19 protein-coding genes are annotated in these 18,005 nt (G+C 42.3%); 16 read left to right on the forward strand and 3 right to left on the reverse strand.

Going from position 1 to position 18,005, the window contains the following annotated elements:
* Window positions 1–272: 272 nt before the first annotated feature.
* Entirely contained in the window at window positions 273–1,142 is an 870-nt protein-coding gene (locus tag LI149_RS06285) for a LysR family transcriptional regulator (protein ID WP_117606713.1), read from the reverse strand.
* 242 nt (window positions 1,143–1,384) lie between these two features.
* On the opposite strand from LI149_RS06285, the gene LI149_RS06290 reads away from it, so the two are divergent.
* The 9 genes from LI149_RS06290 to yqeC all read left to right on the forward strand — a co-directional run bounded on the left by LI149_RS06290 (window position 1,385) and on the right by yqeC (window position 11,120).
* A complete protein-coding gene (locus tag LI149_RS06290) occupies window positions 1,385–2,650 on the forward strand; it encodes an SLC13 family permease (protein ID WP_040015235.1) in 1,266 nt (421 codons plus the stop codon).
* Between the two features lie 126 nt (window positions 2,651–2,776).
* A complete protein-coding gene (gene ttdA, locus LI149_RS06295; protein ID WP_040015236.1) occupies window positions 2,777–3,676 on the forward strand; it encodes a L(+)-tartrate dehydratase subunit alpha in 900 nt (299 codons plus the stop codon).
* Complete coding sequence (gene ttdB / locus LI149_RS06300; RefSeq protein WP_005330521.1) at window positions 3,676–4,302, forward strand: L(+)-tartrate dehydratase subunit beta; 627 nt, start codon at window positions 3,676–3,678, stop codon at window positions 4,300–4,302. Before ttdA ends, ttdB begins: the two co-directional genes overlap by 1 nt.
* A 197-nt stretch (window positions 4,303–4,499) precedes the next feature.
* Window positions 4,500–6,038 (forward strand): NAD(P)/FAD-dependent oxidoreductase, encoded by a 1,539-nt coding sequence (locus tag LI149_RS06305; protein WP_227143094.1) that lies wholly within the window; start codon window positions 4,500–4,502, stop codon window positions 6,036–6,038.
* A gap of 12 nt (window positions 6,039–6,050) precedes the next feature.
* A complete protein-coding gene (locus LI149_RS06310) occupies window positions 6,051–7,502 on the forward strand; it encodes an NAD(P)/FAD-dependent oxidoreductase (protein WP_227143095.1) in 1,452 nt (483 codons plus the stop codon).
* A 3-nt stretch (window positions 7,503–7,505) separates the two neighbouring features.
* Entirely contained in the window at window positions 7,506–7,868 is a 363-nt protein-coding gene (locus LI149_RS06315) for a DUF1667 domain-containing protein (RefSeq protein WP_005330531.1), read from the forward strand.
* On the forward strand, window positions 7,865–9,358 hold the full coding sequence (gene glpK / locus LI149_RS06320) for a glycerol kinase GlpK (protein ID WP_227143096.1): 1,494 nt from the start codon (window positions 7,865–7,867) through the stop codon (window positions 9,356–9,358). The genes LI149_RS06315 and glpK overlap by 4 nt, the downstream gene beginning before the upstream one ends.
* Before the next feature lie 3 nt (window positions 9,359–9,361).
* On the forward strand, window positions 9,362–10,288 hold the full coding sequence (locus tag LI149_RS06325) for an alpha/beta fold hydrolase (protein ID WP_005330534.1): 927 nt from the start codon (window positions 9,362–9,364) through the stop codon (window positions 10,286–10,288).
* A 67-nt stretch (window positions 10,289–10,355) separates the two neighbouring features.
* Window positions 10,356–11,120, forward strand: coding sequence for a selenium cofactor biosynthesis protein YqeC (gene yqeC, locus LI149_RS06330; RefSeq protein ID WP_227143097.1), 765 nt, complete (start codon window positions 10,356–10,358; stop codon window positions 11,118–11,120).
* Window positions 11,121–11,130: 10 nt separating this feature from the next.
* Here yqeC and LI149_RS06335 read toward each other — a convergent pair whose 3' ends face one another.
* Window positions 11,131–12,021, reverse strand: coding sequence for an RluA family pseudouridine synthase (locus tag LI149_RS06335; RefSeq protein WP_168933428.1), 891 nt, complete (start codon window positions 12,019–12,021; stop codon window positions 11,131–11,133).
* A gap of 139 nt (window positions 12,022–12,160) precedes the next feature.
* Between LI149_RS06335 and LI149_RS06340 the strand changes: the two genes are divergently transcribed.
* The 3 genes from LI149_RS06340 to LI149_RS06350 all read left to right on the forward strand — a co-directional run bounded on the left by LI149_RS06340 (window position 12,161) and on the right by LI149_RS06350 (window position 14,271).
* A complete protein-coding gene (locus LI149_RS06340; protein WP_168933429.1) occupies window positions 12,161–13,192 on the forward strand; it encodes an NUDIX domain-containing protein in 1,032 nt (343 codons plus the stop codon).
* A 103-nt stretch (window positions 13,193–13,295) separates the two neighbouring features.
* Complete coding sequence (gene trxA, locus LI149_RS06345; protein ID WP_005330538.1) at window positions 13,296–13,607, forward strand: thioredoxin; 312 nt, start codon at window positions 13,296–13,298, stop codon at window positions 13,605–13,607.
* Complete coding sequence (locus LI149_RS06350) at window positions 13,597–14,271, forward strand: nicotinate-nucleotide adenylyltransferase (protein ID WP_227143098.1); 675 nt, start codon at window positions 13,597–13,599, stop codon at window positions 14,269–14,271. Before trxA ends, LI149_RS06350 begins: the two co-directional genes overlap by 11 nt.
* A gap of 97 nt (window positions 14,272–14,368) precedes the next feature.
* Here the strand turns inward: LI149_RS06350 and arcC are convergent, their stop codons facing one another.
* Window positions 14,369–15,298 (reverse strand): carbamate kinase, encoded by a 930-nt coding sequence (gene arcC / locus LI149_RS06355; protein ID WP_173786530.1) that lies wholly within the window; start codon window positions 15,296–15,298, stop codon window positions 14,369–14,371.
* Window positions 15,299–15,461: 163 nt separating this feature from the next.
* Here arcC and LI149_RS06360 point away from each other — a divergent pair, with 163 nt between their 5' ends.
* From LI149_RS06360 to LI149_RS06375, 4 genes are all read left to right on the forward strand, one after another.
* Window positions 15,462–15,701, forward strand: coding sequence for a YlmC/YmxH family sporulation protein (locus LI149_RS06360; RefSeq protein WP_022278453.1), 240 nt, complete (start codon window positions 15,462–15,464; stop codon window positions 15,699–15,701).
* A 108-nt stretch (window positions 15,702–15,809) separates the two neighbouring features.
* Window positions 15,810–16,271 carry a transcriptional regulator NrdR gene (nrdR, locus tag LI149_RS06365; RefSeq protein ID WP_005330544.1) on the forward strand — a complete coding sequence of 154 codons (462 nt, stop codon included), beginning with the start codon at window positions 15,810–15,812 and terminating at the stop codon, window positions 16,269–16,271.
* Window positions 16,268–17,002: a tRNA pseudouridine(38-40) synthase TruA gene (truA, locus tag LI149_RS06370; protein WP_005330545.1), complete on the forward strand. Its 735-nt coding sequence runs from the start codon at window positions 16,268–16,270 to the stop codon at window positions 17,000–17,002. The genes nrdR and truA overlap by 4 nt, the downstream gene beginning before the upstream one ends.
* 64 nt (window positions 17,003–17,066) lie before the next feature.
* Window positions 17,067–17,819 carry an exodeoxyribonuclease III gene (locus LI149_RS06375; RefSeq protein ID WP_005330547.1) on the forward strand — a complete coding sequence of 251 codons (753 nt, stop codon included), beginning with the start codon at window positions 17,067–17,069 and terminating at the stop codon, window positions 17,817–17,819.
* Window positions 17,820–18,005: the final 186 nt, after the last annotated feature.

Genomic DNA, 18,005 nt, shown 5'->3' on the forward strand with positions numbered 1-18,005 from the left:
GTTACTAATAGGTCGAGGGCATAACCAAGTAAGGTGGATAGGTAAGATGTTAAAAAGTTTCTTATATGCGATTTTGAAGGTATATATTTTATAATAAGAAGTGATTGGTAAAAGCCAGTCACTTTTTTGTATATAGAAAGTTGCATTTCCTATTATACAAAAAAGCCTTGTCGCTTAAACAACAAAGCTTTTGCAGATTAAAATAATGTTTTATCGTTTATTTCTGTTGAGATAATAATGTCGTATCGCTGTTGATACTGTGTTTCTCTTAGTTAGCAGTGATTCTGAATATATGTAATAAACTTTTCCACACTACTATTAATGTAAATTCCCTTTTTCCACACTAGACCAATCTGCTGTTCTATCGAAGGATTCATTGGAATCCCGACGATATCCGGTAGATTGCGTATGACAGATTTATATAGAAAAGCGCCGCCCAGTCTCTGGGCAATGAACTGTCGAATGGTATGTAGCTGACTGGCATGCATGATGATATTAGGCTTGATACCATGTCGTTCAAACAGTCCCATTAATGTATTCGTCTGTACTGAATCAGTATTGTACATCATAATTGGCTCATTTTTAATCATTTCGACTGTAAGTTCTTTTTCTCTTGCCAGTGGATGTTCCGGTGATACACAGAACACAAAAGAATCTGAATCAATCGTATAGGAATTCATTTTATCAATATCATAAAAATCCATATTTACAAGTGAAACATCCAGAGCTTCTTCATTTACAAGAGAGGCAGCACGAATAGAGCCGTATTCAAATAATTCCAGGTGAATTTCCGGGTGTATTTTGGAAAATTCTACGTAAATATCCGGAAAATAAACTGTACTTAAAAGCGGCGGGATTCCAATGCGGACCGGCGGAGTCTGTCTGCCAAGATCGTGGAGTTCCGAAGAGCTTTCTTTAATATAACGCAGCATGTCCTGGGCTTTCTGATAAAATAATTCTCCTTCTTTTGTGAGTGTAACATGGTTTTTCGAGCGGACGAAAAGATTGATGGAAAATTCCTTTTCTAATTCTCGGATTGCGCTGGAAATGGCTGGCTGAGTGACGTAAAGTTCTCTTGCTGCCTGAGTAATACTGTGATGCCTGCAAGTGGCACAGAAATATTCTAACTGGGTGATTTTCATAAAAGTTCCTCCTGCTTTTTGTGCAATGTGCTGGTCTTCTTGTGAAAATGTTACGAAGCACCTCGTTAAATGATAATTCATTATACCATGATTCTGTTGAAAATGCCAAAAATGTATTTCACTATAATCTTTTTTTATGCTCTCATATGTATTAATAAATGTACAATTTTAAAAATCACCGATATAATGAGGGCATAAAGAAGGGAATACAAAATAATAACAAAAGACTGGGAGGAAAACAAATGAGTTCTTCAACAATTACCCTCTTGTTTCTCCTGTTTGCGGTGATCATGTTCGTGCTAGAAAAGATTCCGCTAGGAGTAACATCGATGATTGTCTGTTGTGGTCTGGTTGTAACCAGGGTGTTAGATGTGAAAACAGCATTTGCCGGATTCATCGACAGTAACGTCATCTTATTTGTGGCTATGTTCATTGTAGGCGGTGCACTCTTTGAAACCGGAATGGCAAATAAAATCGGTGGAATCGTAACCAAATTTGCCAGTTCCGAACGAACACTGATCGTTGCAATCATGGTGATTGTAGGTGTGATGAGCGGTGTGCTTTCCAACACAGGTACAGCAGCGGTACTGATTCCGGTAGTAATCGGAATTGCAGCAAAATCTGGATATTCCAGATCAAGACTTCTAATGCCACTTGTATTTGCAGCAGCTATGGGTGGAAACCTTTCCCTGATCGGAGCACCGGGCAATCTGATTGCACAGAGCGAACTTCAGAAAAACGGATTATCATTCGGATTTTTTGAGTATGCAATCGTAGGTGTACCGATTCTGATCTGTGGAATTTTGTTCTACGCAACGATTGGACACAGACTTCTGCCGGACAGAGAGCCGACCGATGATGGTGCATTTGATACGACCAAGAATTTTGATGATGTACCGAAGTGGAAACAAATTGTATCATTAGTTGTTCTGGTTCTGACTCTTCTTGGAATGATTTTTGAGGAGCAGATTGGAATTAAGCTTTGTGTGACAGGCTGCATCGGAGCACTGGTATTAATTCTGACAGGTGTTATTTCAGAAAAAGATGCTTTGAAATCCATTGACCTGAAAACAATCTTCCTGTTTGGTGGAACACTTTCACTGGCATCAGCTCTTGGAGAGACTGGAGCAGGAGAGATGATTGCAGGAAAAGTAATCGCAATGCTTGGAGATAATCCGTCACCATATGTATTGACATTTGTCGTATTTGTACTTTGCTGTCTGCTTACGAACTTCATGTCAAATACAGCGACGACAGCGTTGATGGCTCCAATCTGTATGTCCATTGCACAGGGCATGGGTGCAGACCCGAGGGCAGTTCTGATGGCGTGTGTAATCGGAGGTTCCTGCGCATATGCAACACCGATTGGTATGCCAGCAAACACAATGGTCGTAGGAGCGGGAGGATATACATTTATGGATTATGTAAAAGCTGGATTCCCGTTGATTATCATTGCTACAGTCGTGAGCATGATTATCTTACCAATTGCATTTCCTTTTTTCCCGTAAGGAAAAAGATAGTTTTCATAGGAAATGATCTGAATGAGACATATACACTTCTTTATAAGAGTTGTATATATAAATTTTAAAATGTATTTAAAAGTACAAGATAACACATTTATAAGGAGGATTACCATGAGTAAGACAGAACAGGTAGAAAAACTTACGAATTATATGGCGAACTTCGTGTCATATATCGGGAAAGTACTGCCGGACGATATCATTGCAAAATTAGATGAGCTGGCAGAGAAAGAGGACAGTCCACTGTCAAAGACAATCTACCAGACAATGAAACTGAATCAGAAGCTCGCGAAAGATTTGAATCGTCCAAGCTGCCAGGACACAGGAGTATTACAGTTCTGGGTAAAATGTGGAACAAAGTTCCCACTGATCGGTGAATTGGAAGCATTGTTAAAGGATGCGGTTGTAAAAGCAACATTTGAAGCACCACTTCGCCATAACAGTGTTGAGACATTTGACGAGTACAATACAGGAAAAAATGTTGGAAAAGGAACACCGACTGTATTCTGGGACATCGTTCCGGACAGTGATCAGTGCGAAATCTATGCATACATGGCAGGTGGCGGATGTACACTTCCAGGAAAAGCTATGGTTCTGATGCCAGGGGCAGGATATGAAGGTGTAACAAAATTCGTTATGGATGTTATGACATCCTACGGAATCAACGCATGTCCACCACTGTTAGTCGGTGTGGGAGTTGCAACATCTGTTGAGACCGCAGCACTCCTTTCTAAGAAAGCACTGATGCGTCCACTTGGAAGCCATAACGAGAACGAAAGAGCAGCATCTATGGAAAAACTTCTTGAGGACGGAATTAATGAAATTGGCCTTGGACCACAGGGAATGGGCGGTAAGTATTCTGTTATGGGCGTACATATTGAGAATACAGCAAGACATCCATCTGCAATCGGAGTTGCCGTAAACGTAGGATGCTGGTCTCACAGACGTGGACATATTATCTTTGATAAAGACCTGAACTACACAATCACAACACATTCGGGGGTGACGTTATAATGATCGAGATGAAAGACGGAAAGAAAATATTAACAACGCCAATTACAGATGAAGATCTGGCAGATATCCATGTAGGAGATATTATTTACTTAAATGGAAGCATGACAACTTGTCGTGACGTAGCTCACAGACGTCTTGTTGAAGAAGGACGAGAGCTTCCGGTTGATGTAAGAAATGCAGCAATTTTCCATGCAGGACCGATTATCCGCCCATTGGAAAATGATAAATTTGAGATGGTATCCATTGGACCAACAACCAGTATGAGAATGGAAAAATTCGAGAAGGAATTCGTTGAAAAAACTGGTGTGAAGATTATCATTGGAAAAGGTGGAATGGGACCAAATACAGAGTATGCATGTAAGAACTTTAAAGCACTTCACTGTGTATTTCCAGCAGGAAATGCAGTTGTAGCAGCTACAGAAGTAGAAGAAATTGTGGATGCTCAGTGGAGAGACCTTGGAATGCCTGAGACACTCTGGCACTGCCACGTAAAAGAATTAGGACCTCTGATCGTATCTATTGATACAGACGGACGTAATCTCTTCGAAGAGAACAAAGTCATTTTCAATCAGAGAAAAGACAAAGCAATTGAAGAAATCTGCAAACACGTAAAATTTATTAAATAAGCCAATTTGTGAAAACCTCTTAAAGATTTTGGTTAGTAAGCTAACCATACCCAAACCTCGGCACCCCGTCTGACCAGCGGGGTGCTATTTCGATTTTGAATAATACATTTCTTTCGCATTGTGTATTGTCGCACAATTCAGAATCCGTTACAATAAAGTTATATCTTCTGTTATGAAGAAAACAAGGAGGTCGTGGTATGTCGGATTTGAAATATGACATCATCATTATCGGTGCGGGTGTTTCAGGTTGTGCTGTGGCACGGGAATTATCACGTTATGATTTGAAAATCTGTGTGCTGGATAAGGAAAGTGATGTCTGTGAGGGGACGAGTAAGGCGAACAGTGGAATTGTTCATGCAGGACATGATGCAAAGCCAGATACATTGAAAGCGAAACTGAATGTTCAGGGAAATCTTATGATGGAAGAGATGGCAAAAAAGCTGGATTTTCCGTTTAAAAGAAATGGTTCACTAGTTGTCTGTCAGAACGAGGAAGAACTTTCAAAACTAGAAGAACTGAAAGAGCGAGGCAAAGAAAATGGAGTGGAAGGGTTAAGAATTCTGACAAGGGAAGAGGCGCTTGAACTGGAACCGGCACTTGCAGATTCTGTGTATGCGGCGCTTTATGCACCAACCGGAGGAATTGTCTGTCCATTTCTTATAAATATTGCTTATGCAGAAAATGCAGCAATCAATGGTGTAAAGTTCCAATTTGGAACGTGTGTGCAGGATATACAGAGATGCCATCAAGTAAGTGGATTTGAAGTCATTACAAATCAGGGAACATTATATTCAAAATATGTAATCAATGCTGCCGGAGTTTATGCGGACGAAATCCACAACATGGTCAGTGAGAAGAAACTTCACATTACACCGCGAAGGGGAGAATATTGTCTCCTTGATAAAAATGCGGGAACTCTGGTCAGTCATACTATTTTTCAAGTGCCAGGGGAAATGGGGAAAGGTGTTCTTGTAACTCCGACCATACATGGCAATCTGATGATCGGGCCAACTGCCGATGATGTTCCAGATAAAGAAGATAATGCAACGACGAGAGCAGGGCTTGATAAGGTGTTAAATGATTCTGCGAAATCCGTAAAAGGCATTCCGACACGCCAGGTCATCACATCATTTGCAGGACTTCGTGCACATGAAGATGGTGGAGATTTCCAGATAGAAGAATTAACTGATGTGCCAGGATTTATCGATGTGGCTGGAATCGAATCACCAGGACTTACCAGTGCCCCGGCAATCGGAGTGTATGTCTGTGATTTAGTAAAAAAAATGATGGAAGATACAGATCGGCAAATAAATCCAGGAGATTCGGGGAATTTAAGAAGTTTCGAAGTAACTGATAAACAAAAAAGTTCAGGCAGATTACAGGAAAAAGAAAATTTCATAGAGACGCGTAAAGGAATCGTACATTTTGCAGAACTAAGTCTGGAAGAACAAAAGGAACTGATTCAGAAAGATCCAGCGTATGGACAGGTCATCTGTCGCTGTGAAACCGTGACTGAGGGAGAGATTCTGGATGCAATCCGAAGACCGCTTGGAGCGCGGACGCTGGATGGAGTAAAGCGAAGAGTCCGGGCAGGCATGGGACGATGCCAGGGAGGTTTCTGTACACCGAGGATTATGGAGATACTGTCCAGAGAGTGTGGAATTCCGTTGGAAGAAATCTGTAAAAATAATCCGGATTCCCGAATCATTGTAGGAACAAATAAGGACAGGCTGTAGGGAGGTGCAGGAATGAAAACTTGTGATTTAGTCATTGTCGGAGGCGGTCCTGCAGGACTTGCAGCAGCGCTTGGAGCAAGAAAGCAGGGAATAAAGGACATTTTAATCGTAGAAAGAGACAAAGAACTTGGCGGAATTTTAAACCAGTGTATTCACAATGGTTTCGGACTTCACACATTTAAAGAAGAGCTGACTGGACCGGAATATGCAGGACGTTATATTGAGCAGGTAAAAGACGCCGGGATTCCATATGTGACCGATAGCATGGTGCTGAGCATTCAAAGCATGAGCCAGTATAAGAGTAGTCTTCAAGCAGATCAGTGTGAATATAACAAAGAAAAATATTCAGAAGCAGATCAAGATAAATATAGCAAGAAGAAATATACAGATAAAATTATCACTATGGTTAGTCGTACGGAAGGTATCATTCAGATTCAGGCAAAGGCAGTAATACTTGCCATGGGTTGCCGGGAGCGTCCAAGAGGAGCGCTTAATATTCCGGGATATCGCCCGGCTGGAATCTACAGTGCCGGAACGGCACAAAGACTTGTAAATATGGAAGGTTATCTGCCAGGACGTGAAGTCGTGATTTTAGGTTCTGGTGATATCGGACTGATCATGGCAAGACGTATGACACTGGAAGGGGCACATGTAAAAGTAGTTGCGGAACTGATGCCTTATTCCGGTGGACTAAAGAGAAATATTGTGCAGTGTCTGAATGACTATGATATTCCACTGAAGTTAAGCCATACAGTCGTTGATATTCATGGAAAAGAACGGGTGACAGGAATTACACTTGCCAAGGTCGATGAGAAAGGAAAGCCAATTCCGGGAACGGAAGAAGAATATGCATGTGATACTCTGTTGTTATCCTGTGGATTGATTCCGGAAAATGAATTGTCACGGGAACTGGGCGTGAAATTAAATCCAGTGACCAGCGGACCGGTTGTAGACGAGAGTCTGGAGACAAATGTGCCGGGAGTATTTGCCTGTGGAAATGTGCTTCATGTTCATGATCTTGTGGATTTTGTATCAGAGGAAGCGGACAGAGCAGGAACATGTGCGGCGAGATACATTTTACAAGAGAATCAAAGCAGTAATCCTGGCATAGACCAAGAGAGTCAGTATAGTGATTCAGATATAGGTAAGGCTTCCAAGATGAATGATAATAATGATCCAGTGATTCCACTCATTTCTCTTGGCTGTGTCCGCTATACCGTTCCATCTGCCATTCATTTGTCCAAGATGCCGGATAAATTGAAAGTGCGGTTTCGTGTCGGAAAAGTTGTAAAAAACTGTGCAGTCGATGTATACTGTAATGAAGAGAATAGCGAGAAACGGATTAAGACAAAGAAACGTCCAGTCGTAGCACCTGGGGAGATGGAAGAGATTCTGCTTGGCAGGGAAGAACTTTTAAAATATCCGGATTTACAACAGCTTATCATCACGGTGAAGGAGGGATAGACTATGGAGGAGAAGAAACTAATCTGTATCGGCTGCCCTCTTGGATGTGAATTATGTGCAGTATTGGAACGTGGAGAGGTTATAAGTGTTACAGGAAATACTTGCAAGCGCGGAGATGCTTATGCCAGAAAGGAACTGGTAAGTCCGGAGCGTACCGTGACAAGTACGGTGAAAATGAGTGACGGGCGCATGCTTCCGGTGCGCACGAAGACGGATATTCCTAAGGCGAAAGTATTAGAATGCGTGCGAGAATTAAAACATGTTGTCGTAGAAGCGCCAGTGGAAACAGGGCAGATAATTGTGCAGGATATTGCGGGGACAAATGTACCGGTGATCGCTACAAAGAAGATGGGAGAACGTGTATGAAAAAATATGTAATGGCTCTGGATCAGGGGACAACCAGTTCCAGATGTATTTTATTTGACAAAAAAGGAAATATTTGCAGTGTAGCGCAAAAAGAGTTTGAGCAGATTTATCCAAAACCGGGCTGGGTCGAGCATGATTCGATGGAGATTTGGGCCTCTCAGTTATCTGTTGCGACCGAAGCAATCAGTAAAATCGGTGCAAGTGCTGATGAGATTGCGTCCATTGGAATTACGAATCAGAGAGAGACGACGGTTGTGTGGAACCGTGAGACGGGTATGCCGATTTACAATGCAATCGTGTGGCAGTGCCGCAGAACTGCAGAACGGATCGATCAATTAAAAGAAGATGGTCTGACGGACTATGTGAAAGAGACGACAGGACTGATACCTGATGCATATTTTTCAGCGTCAAAGGTGGCATGGATCTTAGATCATGTAGAGGGAGCCAGAAAGCAGGCAGAAAATGGAGACCTTGCTTTTGGAACAATTGATACATGGCTGATCTGGAATCTGACCCGTGGGGAAGTACATGCGACAGATTACACCAATGCCTCCAGAACGATGATGTTCGATATTCATAAATTAGACTGGGATCAGAAGATTCTGGATTATTTCAAGATTCCAAAGAACATGCTGCCAAAAGTAAAACCATCCAGTGGAATTTTCGGATATACAGAAGTCGGTATGTTTGGCGAGAGTATTCCAATCGCCGGGGCAGCAGGTGACCAGCAGGCAGCATTGTTCGGCCAGTGCTGTTTTGATGCCGGAGAAGTGAAGAATACATATGGAACCGGCTGTTTCCTGCTTATGAATACAGGAGAAAAGGCTGTGACTTCAGAAAATGGACTGCTTACGACTATTGCAGCCAGCGCAGACGGAACCGTCCAGTATGCATTAGAAGGAAGTATTTTTGTGGCAGGAGCGGCGATCCAGTGGCTGCGTGATGAGATGCGTATGATCCGCAAAGCAGCAGATACGGAGCGTTATGCAACTGCGGTCGAAGATACTGCAGGCGTTTACCTTGTTCCGGCATTTACCGGAATCGGAGCGCCGTACTGGGATCCATATGCAAGAGGTACGGTCGTGGGCATCACAAGAGGCTGCAAAAAAGAACATTTTATCCGGGCGGCACTGGAATCTATGGCGTATCAGACCAATGACATTTTGAAAGTGATGGAAGAAGAATCTGGTGTACAGATTCGGACGCTCAAAGTAGATGGTGGTGCATCAAATAATAATTTTCTGATGCAGTTCCAGTCCGACATTCTTGGTGTTGATGTGCTCAGACCACAGTGTGTGGAGACCACAGCTCTCGGAGCGGCATATCTTGCAGGAATTGCAGTGGGTTACTGGGAAGATGTAGAGGACGTGCGCGCAAACTGGGCACTGTCCCGAACATTCCATGCAGACATGTCAGACGAAAAGAGACAACATTTGTTAAAAGGCTGGAAGAAAGCAGTCGGTCGTGCATTCGAGTGGGTGGAGGACTAGATTATGAAGCGGGAATTTCAATATCCGTCGCGGGACGGAGTGACACAGATTCATGCAATCGAATGGGAGCCGGAGGGGGAGATCCATGCGGTTATGCAGTTATGTCATGGTATGGTCGAATTTATCGACCGATATGATGCATTTGCAAAATATCTGAACGAACATGGAATTTACGTGGTCGGACATGACCATCTGGGACATGGAAAATCTGTGCAAAATGAAGAATATCATGGATATTTTCATAAAACGAATGGAAATGAATATGTAATCGGTGACATTCACAAACTTCGGGAAATGACGCAGAAAAAATATCCGGATAAGCCGTATTTTATGCTTGGGCATAGTATGGGGTCTTTCCTGATCCGTCAGTATATGGAAATGTACGGACCTGGCCTTTCCGGAGTCATAGTCATGGGAACCGGAGCGCAGCCGGGAGTAGCGTTATTTTTTGGAAAATTACTGTGCAAAGTCATCGCTGCATTTAAAGGTGATGATTACCGGAGTGCATTTGTGGATAACATGGCATTTGGTGGATATAATAAACGGTTTGAGCCTGCCAGAACAGATAAGGACTGGCTGACGCGTGATGAAAAAGAGGTGGACGCCTATCTGGCGAATCCATGGTGTACGTTCCGCTTTACAGTCAATGCATATTATCATATGTTCTGTGGCATTGAGTATGCACAGAAAAAAGAGAATATTGAAAAGATCCCAAAAGATTTGCCGTTGTATCTGGTGGCAGGATCAGACGATCCTGTTGGAAACTTCGGAAAAAGTGTGGAAAATGTTGCAAAAACGTATCGGGAATGTGGAATTAAAGATGTGTCCCTTAAGCTTTATGAGAAAGACCGCCATGAGATATTAAACGAGCTGGACCGACAGGTGGTTTACGAGGATATACTGGCGTGGGTGGAAGCGCATCTGATATAGCCAGCATCGACTGAAACGGGAGAAGACTTGTAAAAGGTGAACTAGAAAAACGCGAGGAGATGAAAAATTGGCTGAGAGAGAAAGAAGAGTCATTTCGCTGGTCGGCGGTGGTGGCAAGACAACGACCATGTATGCGCTGGCTGAAATTTTCAGAGAAGAAGGGAAAAAAGTAATTGTGACGACAAGTACACATTTGCAGACCCCGCCAGAAGAAATCCGTGCGTGGAATATTGAAGAAGTGAGAAGTCTCTGGAAATCTGACCAGATTGCGGTCATCGGTACAGATTGTGAAAGTAATAAGAATCTTGCAGCAGGAGATCAGGCAGCAGTAAATCAGATGGAAAATAAGAAATCTGTGAAAAAGATGCGTATGCCAGATGGTTCATTTTTACAGGAAGTTCTGCTGGAAGCGGAGGTTGTACTAATTGAAGCGGATGGAGCAAAGCATCTTCCTTGTAAGGTGCCAATTGAGAAAGAACCAGTCATTATTCCGGAGTGTACAGATGTCATTGCGGTTGTGGGAATGGACGCATTAGGAAAGCCATTAGAAGAAGTCTGCTTTCGAAAAGACCTTGCAGTTCAGTTTTTAAATACGAGTTATAAACATCTGATAGCAGAAGAGGATATTGCAAAAATCCTTTCATCAGTGAAAGGTGCACGAAAAGGCGTGGAAGACCGGAAATATTGTGTCGTTCTGAATAAATGTGACGATGAAATCCGCAAGGAGCGGGCCGAGAAGATCCGCTCCTTGTTAAAAGAAAAGAGCATTGAAAATGTAATGATCACAAATTGTGAAAATCGTCAAAATGAATTGAAGAAATATTTCTGGTAAAATTCTTGAATTATTCCTGCATAACCCGCGCCATATCTTCTGGCAGCGGTGCAGTGAAACTCATATGTTCTCCGGTAATCGGGTGGGTGAATTCCATGTGGTGGGAGTGCAGAGCTTGACGTGTCATGTACTCCATGTCTGGGTTGTACAGGTAGTCACCAATCAGTGGATAACCGAGATATTTCATATGAATACGGATCTGGTGGGTGCGGCCGGTCTCAAGACGAAGAGAGACAAGGCTGTGCCCATTTGCTTCTTTTACCACTTTATAATGGGTGACTGCATCTTCTCCATGTTCCCAGTCTACGGTCCGTTCAATGATGGTTCCTTCCTTGCGCCCGAGCGGAGCCTGGATGGTTCCTTCGGAAGGTGTGACAGAACCTCGTGCAATCGCGAGATATTCCCGGTGGACTTCCCGGTATTTTGTCATGTCCGAGAGAATACTGCCACTGACCAGATGCTTGGAAACAATGGTAAGTCCCGAAGTATCCCGGTCCAGACGGTTGCAGCACCGGAAAATGAAAGGCTTTCCCTGAGACTGAAAATAATAAGCCAGAGCATTTGCCATGGAATTTGTATAGTTATTTAAAGACGGGTGAATCGGCATGCCGGCAGGCTTGTTCAGCACAAGAAGATCCTCATCTTCATAAATGATATCGAGTGGAAGTTTCGTCGGTGGGATTTTCTCAGAATTTTGTGTCTCACAGATCCGCACCTGCAGGTGGTCTCCCTTGGAAAGTTCCTGACGCATATAATAATGTACCCCATTTACAAGGATACTTTTCGGCATTCTTTTGATCTCCGACAGATTCTGCCCGGAGTAGCGCTTTCGGCGTAAGAATTGCTCAACTCTAAGGCCGGCACTGTCTTCATCTATGATATAATCGATATTTCGATTCATTGCATTTCTCCCATATAATGTCTATAATAAAAAGTAATCTGGCGATTAGTGCTAGTATAGCACATTTTTCAGTGTAATGGAAATCCAGTGAATTACATTATTTATCAGCCATTATTTATAAGAAAAGAGGAAACCAATAATGACATCACTTAGTACTTTATGTTATATAGAAAAAGATGGGCAATATCTAATGCTTCACCGTACAGTGAAGAAAAATGATGTGAATAAGGATAAATGGATCGGTGTGGGCGGACATTTTGAAGCAGATGAAAGTCCAGAAGAGTGTGTGCTTCGTGAAGTGAAAGAGGAGACAGGATATACATTGACTTCTTATCGGTTCCGTGGGATTGTGACATTTGTATCCGGAAATGGTGTGACAGAGTATATGCATCTGTTTACTGCTGATGAATTCGAAGGAAAACCCATAGCATGCGATGAAGGTGAACTGGAATGGGTGAAAAAAGAGGACGTGTTGAAACTAAATATCTGGGAAGGCGACCGGATATTTTTACGGCTTCTTGCAGATGAAGAGCCATTCTTCTCACTGAAGCTTGTCTATGATGGCCATGATACACTGGTGTCAGCAGTGTTGAATGGAAAGCCAATGGAGCTTTTTGATATTTTAAATCCAGACGGCAGTAAAACCGGAATTGTGAGAGAGCGAGTGGTTGCGCACCGTGAAGGAAGTCTGCATGCGACAGTGCATATGTGGATTGTGCGTCCGAATGAGAAGAGTGGTTATGACGTTCTTTTACAGAAGCGCAGTCAGACAAAAGATTCCAATCCAGGCAGCTATGATATATCCTCCGCAGGACATGTGGACGCCGGAGATGAGATCCTTGAGTCAGCCATTCGCGAGCTGAAAGAAGAACTTGATATTGAGGCAAAACCGGAAGAACTTCATTATATAGGTGTACATTACGGAGCATTTGAGGCAGAATTTTATGGGAAAATGTTTCGGGACAGAGAACTTAGTTCAGTCTATGTATACACAGAACCGGTGGAGATTGAAAACCTCAAATTACAGAAAGAAGAAGTGGAAGCGGTTCGCTGGATGGATTACGAGGAGTGCAGGCAGAAAGTTCATGACGGCACGATGCCGAACTGTATTTACGAAGATGAATTTCGGATGGTCGGGGAATACCTTGACAGAGTAAGTGTCGGCCGTTAAGATGAAGTCAGAGAAAATATAGTACAGACAGGCTGCACAAAGATGCAGTTATAAAAAATGAATCTGTGCAGATAATGAATAGATGAAAGGAAGGTAAGCATATATGGCAGTTGTACATGTAACAGGAGATACATTTGAACAAGAAGTATTGAAAGCAGAAGGAAAGGTACTGGTTGATTTCTGGGCCGGCTGGTGCGGACCATGTCAGATGCTTGGACCGGTTATTGAAGAAGTGGCAGCAGAAGTAGATGACGTAAAGATTTGCAAAGTGGACGTAGACCAGTGCATGGATCTTGCAAGACAGTATAAGGTTGTGTCCATTCCGATGCTTGTTGTATTTGAAAACGGAGAAGTGACAGGAAAGCAGCTTGGACTGATCAGTAAAGAAGAAGTATTACATTTAATTGGAAAATAAAAAGGAAACGGGTATACAAATGACAAGAACGGGAATTGTAAATGGAAGATTTCAGGTGCTTCACCTGAAACATATGGAGTATATTCTTGCAGCAAAGATGCGTTGCGACAAATTATATATCGGAATCACGAATCCGGATGGAGCTCACACGCGGGATACGGTGCATGATGAGAACAGAGGAACGAAAGCAGGGAATCCATTGACCTATTTTGAGCGGTGTGAAATGATCCGCGGTGCAATGGAAGAATTTAATGTGCCTGCGAAAGAGTATGATTTTATTCCATTCCCGATCAGCATGCCGGAGTATATCGCACAGTATACACCAAAAGAAGCAGTATACTATGTAGGAATGTTTGATGCCTGGGATGAGGAAAAGTACAAGATTTTACGAAGCCTTGACCTGGATGTGAATATTCTTTGGAGAAAAACGGAAGAAGAGAAAGGAATTACTGGATCAAAAGTACGAGAGCTTATCGCCACAGATCAGGAGTGGAAACAGTTTGTTCCCAAAAGTGTGTATCATTATCTGACAGAAAATGAACTGGACAAGCGTGTAAAGCGTCTGGAACTTATGAGGATTGAAGAAAAAAAGGCCATTGAACAGATGAACATTGCAGAGGCAGTGGAACGTCTCGAAATGATGGAATCCCAGGATATGGATTAAAGGAATAGACAAAAAAGTATGGTTGATAACAATTGAGAGAGATTTTGTTATCAACCATACTTTTCTTTTAAAAACATTTTTAAATTCAAGATGGAATCTAACGAATCAATGTTCCGGTCTTTCCTTCCAGCGCCTCGTTTAATTTATCGTAAGAAGTGATGAGTGCACTTCTGCCTTCTCTGCCTTCTACAAAGTTTACGGAAGCATTGAATTTCGGGAGCATGTTGTAAACTCCAAAATGTCCTTCTTCCATATATTTTTTAGCCTGATCGACTGTAATTTCGCCAAGGTCTTTTTCATCGGCACGTCCCATATGGATCTTAACTTTTTCAACACTTGTCAGAATGATCAACATATCAGCATCTGTCTCTTCTGCCATCTTACCGGCAGTCAGATCTTTTTCAATCACAGCGCTGGCTCCTTTGAGATGATTGTCCTGCTCAAGTACCGGAATTCCCCCACCGCCACATGCGATAACAACCTGATCTGCATCTAACAGGGCTTTGATTGCATCAATCTCGACAATGCTGACTGGATTCGGTGCAGATACGATTCGACGGAATCCCTTTCCCGGCTCTTCCACGATATAATTTCCCTTTTTCCGCTCCAGATTAGCTTCTTCTGCATTCAGATAACGGCCGAGAACTTTGGTTGGTGTATAGAATGCCTCATCATAAGGATCCACAACAACACTGGTAAGAATGGTACTGACTGTGCGGAAAATCCCGCGGTCTAAAAGCTCTTCGCGAATGCTGTTCTGGAGATCATAACCGATATATCCCTGACTCATAGCTGAACAGATACACATAGGTGCTGCTGTATAATCTTCATGCTGCTTTGCAAACTCATTCAATGCGGTATGTATCATTCCGACCTGAGGTGCATTACTGTGTGTAATAGCTACTTGATATCCGTTCTGGATGAGATCGGCAATTACTTTCGCTGATTTTTTCACTGCCTCTAACTGTTCCGGCAATGTTGTTCCAAGTGCCCGGTGTCCTAAAGCGACAACAACTCGTTTCTTCATAGTATAGCCTCCTGCTAAAAGTATTCTACCTTTAATCATACATGAGTGGGTTAAAATTGGCAAGATTTTAAGTGATTCTTGAAGAAAAAATCTGATAAATCCATGAAGGACCTCGACATTCTTACTGCATATATTATATTAAAAATATATGTGGATGATGAATATGCGCCTGAACGATTTTCAAGGAAAAGAAGTCATCAACGCCTGTGACGGTAAAAAATTAGGCTACATTGTAGATTTTGTCTTTGACGAAAAATGTGGACAGATCGAAGCAATCATTATTCCAAAGACATCAAAGTTCTGTAACTTCTTCTGTGACGGCTCCGAATATATCATTCCTTACAAATGCATTTGCAAAATCGGACCAGATGTCATACTGGTAGAAATGCATGAGAAAAAATAAGAAAAATTTAAGAAAAAGTCCGGGAAATGGGAGTAATAGTGGTTTGACTTCTCGTACGCCACAAGATATACTAATAAGGAAAGATTAGGAAAAGGAGCGCGAAAGAATATGAAATGTCCATATTGTGGAAATCCTGACACAAAAGTAATTGATTCCAGACCTGCAGAGGACGGAAGCTCCATTCGAAGAAGACGTGCCTGCGATATATGTGGGAAGCGTTTTACAACTTATGAAAAGATAGAGACAATCCCTCTTATAATTATAAAAAAAGATAACAACAGAGAACAGTACAGCCGTCAGAAGATTGAAAACGGAATTATCCGGGCATGCTATAAGCGTCCGGTGCCGACAGAGAAGATCCAGCAGGCGGTGAACAATATAGAGACAAAGGTATTCAGTCTGGAAGAAAAGGAAATTCCGAGCAGTGTGGTCGGCGAACTTGTCATGGACGAACTGAAAGACCTGGATGAAGTAGCATATGTAAGATTTGCATCTGTATACCGTGAATTTAAAGATGTGAATACTTTTATGGACGAGCTAAAGAAGATATTAGATAAGGAAGAAAAATGAGAACATACAAATTAACAATTTCTTATGATGGCACCCGCTATCAGGGGTGGCAGAGACAGGCGACGACAGATAATACAATTCAGCATATATTAGAGTGGAGCATTGGAAAACTGGTCGGATACAGAGTCCGTGTAGATGGCTCCGGGAGAACTGACGCAGGGGTTCACGCACGTGGACAGGTTGCAAGCGTACAGCTCTCCAAGCTTTACGATGTAAAGGAATTGAAGGATTCCATTAATAGATATTTACCGGAAGATATCCGGATCATGAAAGTGGAACTGATGAAAAATGGGTTCCATGCGAGAAAAAGTGCAAAAGGCAAGAAGTACGAATATTATATTGACTGCCGAGAAAAACCAGATGTATTTTCCAGAAGATATTGCTATCATTATCCACATAAGCTGGATATCGAAGCAATGCGCGAGGCAGCAGATTATATGATTGGACCGAAGAATTTTACAAGCTTTACGGATGACAGTGAGAATAAGGATCCAGTCCGCAGGGTTACCAACATTAAAATTGTAAGTAATGGAGAAAAGCTCCGTATTACTTATTATGGAACCGGGTTTATGTATCATATGGTCCGGATTATGACAGGCACACTTCTGGAGGTCGGAACAGGAGAGCGTGAAGCCTCTATGATTCCGGTCGTCATTGCAGCAGAAGACAGAAGCCTGGCAGGATTTCTGGCACCGGCAAGGGGTCTGTTTTTAAGAAAAGTGTATTACTAATGCCGTTACTGTCAATTTTGAAAATGGAAGACAAAAATAGAAGACAAGAACACAGGAGACTAAAATGAAATTTATATCATGGAATGTAAATGGTATTCGTGCATGTGCCGGAAAAGGATTTATGGATTTTTTTCAGGAGACGGACGCAGACATTTTCTGCATTCAGGAGACGAAGATGCAGGAAGGACAGCTTGAACTGGACACACCGGGATATCATCAGTACTGGAATTATGCGAAGAAAAAAGGTTATTCGGGGACAGCAATATTTACCAAGCAGGAACCAATCAGCGTAAGCTACGGACTTGGAATCGAGGAGCACGACCAGGAAGGGCGTGTGATCACATTGGAGTTTGAAGATTTTTACTTTATTACTGTGTATACACCAAACTCCCAGAGCGAGCTTGCAAGACTGGATTATCGTATGAAATGGGAGGAAGATTTTCTTACATACTTGAAAAAGCTGGAAGAGACAAAACCGGTTATTTTCTGCGGTGATCTGAATGTAGCGCATACAGAGATTGATCTGAAGAATCCAAAGACGAATCGGAAAAATGCCGGATTTACCGATGAAGAGCGTCAGAAATTCACAGAGCTTCTGAATGCCGGATTTGTAGATACATTCCGGTATTTTTATCCGGAGCAGACAGGTATCTACTCCTGGTGGTCTTACAGATTTAGTGCAAGAGCCAAGAATGCAGGTTGGAGAATTGACTATTTCTGTGTATCCGAGAGTCTGAAAGACAGACTGGAAGACGCGAAGATATTGACAGATATTATGGGATCAGATCATTGCCCGGTGGAATTGGATATAAAGTAACTTTAAATTTTAAAATGCGGTTTTGGGTTTTAACTCTCAAAATCGCATTTTCTCTTGAAATATAGGGAATTTGTGGGTATAATAATGTCATTAAAAAGAGGTTGAAAAATCCAATGGGGGGAACAAGCTTATTGGTTTTTTGCACCTCTTTTTTCGATATCAGGAATAAAATTTCCAATATCAGAT

Source organism: Dorea sp. 210702-DFI.3.17, assembly GCF_020560825.1.
Classification (GTDB): domain Bacteria; phylum Bacillota; class Clostridia; order Lachnospirales; family Lachnospiraceae; genus Dorea; species Dorea formicigenerans.

Excerpts from the sequence above, each read along its gene's own strand:
- LI149_RS06285 (WP_117606713.1), bottom strand. The coding sequence starts at position 1,142 with ATGAAAATCACCCAGTTAGAATATTTCTGTGCCACTTGCAGGCATCAC.
- LI149_RS06290 (WP_040015235.1), top strand. The coding sequence starts at position 1,385 with ATGAGTTCTTCAACAATTACCCTCTTGTTTCTCCTGTTTGCGGTGATC.
- ttdA (WP_040015236.1), top strand. The coding sequence starts at position 2,777 with ATGAGTAAGACAGAACAGGTAGAAAAACTTACGAATTATATGGCGAAC.
- ttdB (WP_005330521.1), top strand. The coding sequence starts at position 3,676 with ATGATCGAGATGAAAGACGGAAAGAAAATATTAACAACGCCAATTACA.
- LI149_RS06305 (WP_227143094.1), top strand. The coding sequence starts at position 4,500 with ATGTCGGATTTGAAATATGACATCATCATTATCGGTGCGGGTGTTTCA.
- LI149_RS06310 (WP_227143095.1), top strand. The coding sequence starts at position 6,051 with ATGAAAACTTGTGATTTAGTCATTGTCGGAGGCGGTCCTGCAGGACTT.
- LI149_RS06315 (WP_005330531.1), top strand. The coding sequence starts at position 7,506 with ATGGAGGAGAAGAAACTAATCTGTATCGGCTGCCCTCTTGGATGTGAA.
- glpK (WP_227143096.1), top strand. The coding sequence starts at position 7,865 with ATGAAAAAATATGTAATGGCTCTGGATCAGGGGACAACCAGTTCCAGA.
- LI149_RS06325 (WP_005330534.1), top strand. The coding sequence starts at position 9,362 with ATGAAGCGGGAATTTCAATATCCGTCGCGGGACGGAGTGACACAGATT.
- LI149_RS06335 (WP_168933428.1), bottom strand. The coding sequence starts at position 12,021 with ATGAATCGAAATATCGATTATATCATAGATGAAGACAGTGCCGGCCTT.
- LI149_RS06340 (WP_168933429.1), top strand. The coding sequence starts at position 12,161 with ATGACATCACTTAGTACTTTATGTTATATAGAAAAAGATGGGCAATAT.
- trxA (WP_005330538.1), top strand. The coding sequence starts at position 13,296 with ATGGCAGTTGTACATGTAACAGGAGATACATTTGAACAAGAAGTATTG.
- arcC (WP_173786530.1), bottom strand. The coding sequence starts at position 15,298 with ATGAAGAAACGAGTTGTTGTCGCTTTAGGACACCGGGCACTTGGAACA.
- LI149_RS06360 (WP_022278453.1), top strand. The coding sequence starts at position 15,462 with ATGCGCCTGAACGATTTTCAAGGAAAAGAAGTCATCAACGCCTGTGAC.
- nrdR (WP_005330544.1), top strand. The coding sequence starts at position 15,810 with ATGAAATGTCCATATTGTGGAAATCCTGACACAAAAGTAATTGATTCC.
- truA (WP_005330545.1), top strand. The coding sequence starts at position 16,268 with ATGAGAACATACAAATTAACAATTTCTTATGATGGCACCCGCTATCAG.
- LI149_RS06375 (WP_005330547.1), top strand. The coding sequence starts at position 17,067 with ATGAAATTTATATCATGGAATGTAAATGGTATTCGTGCATGTGCCGGA.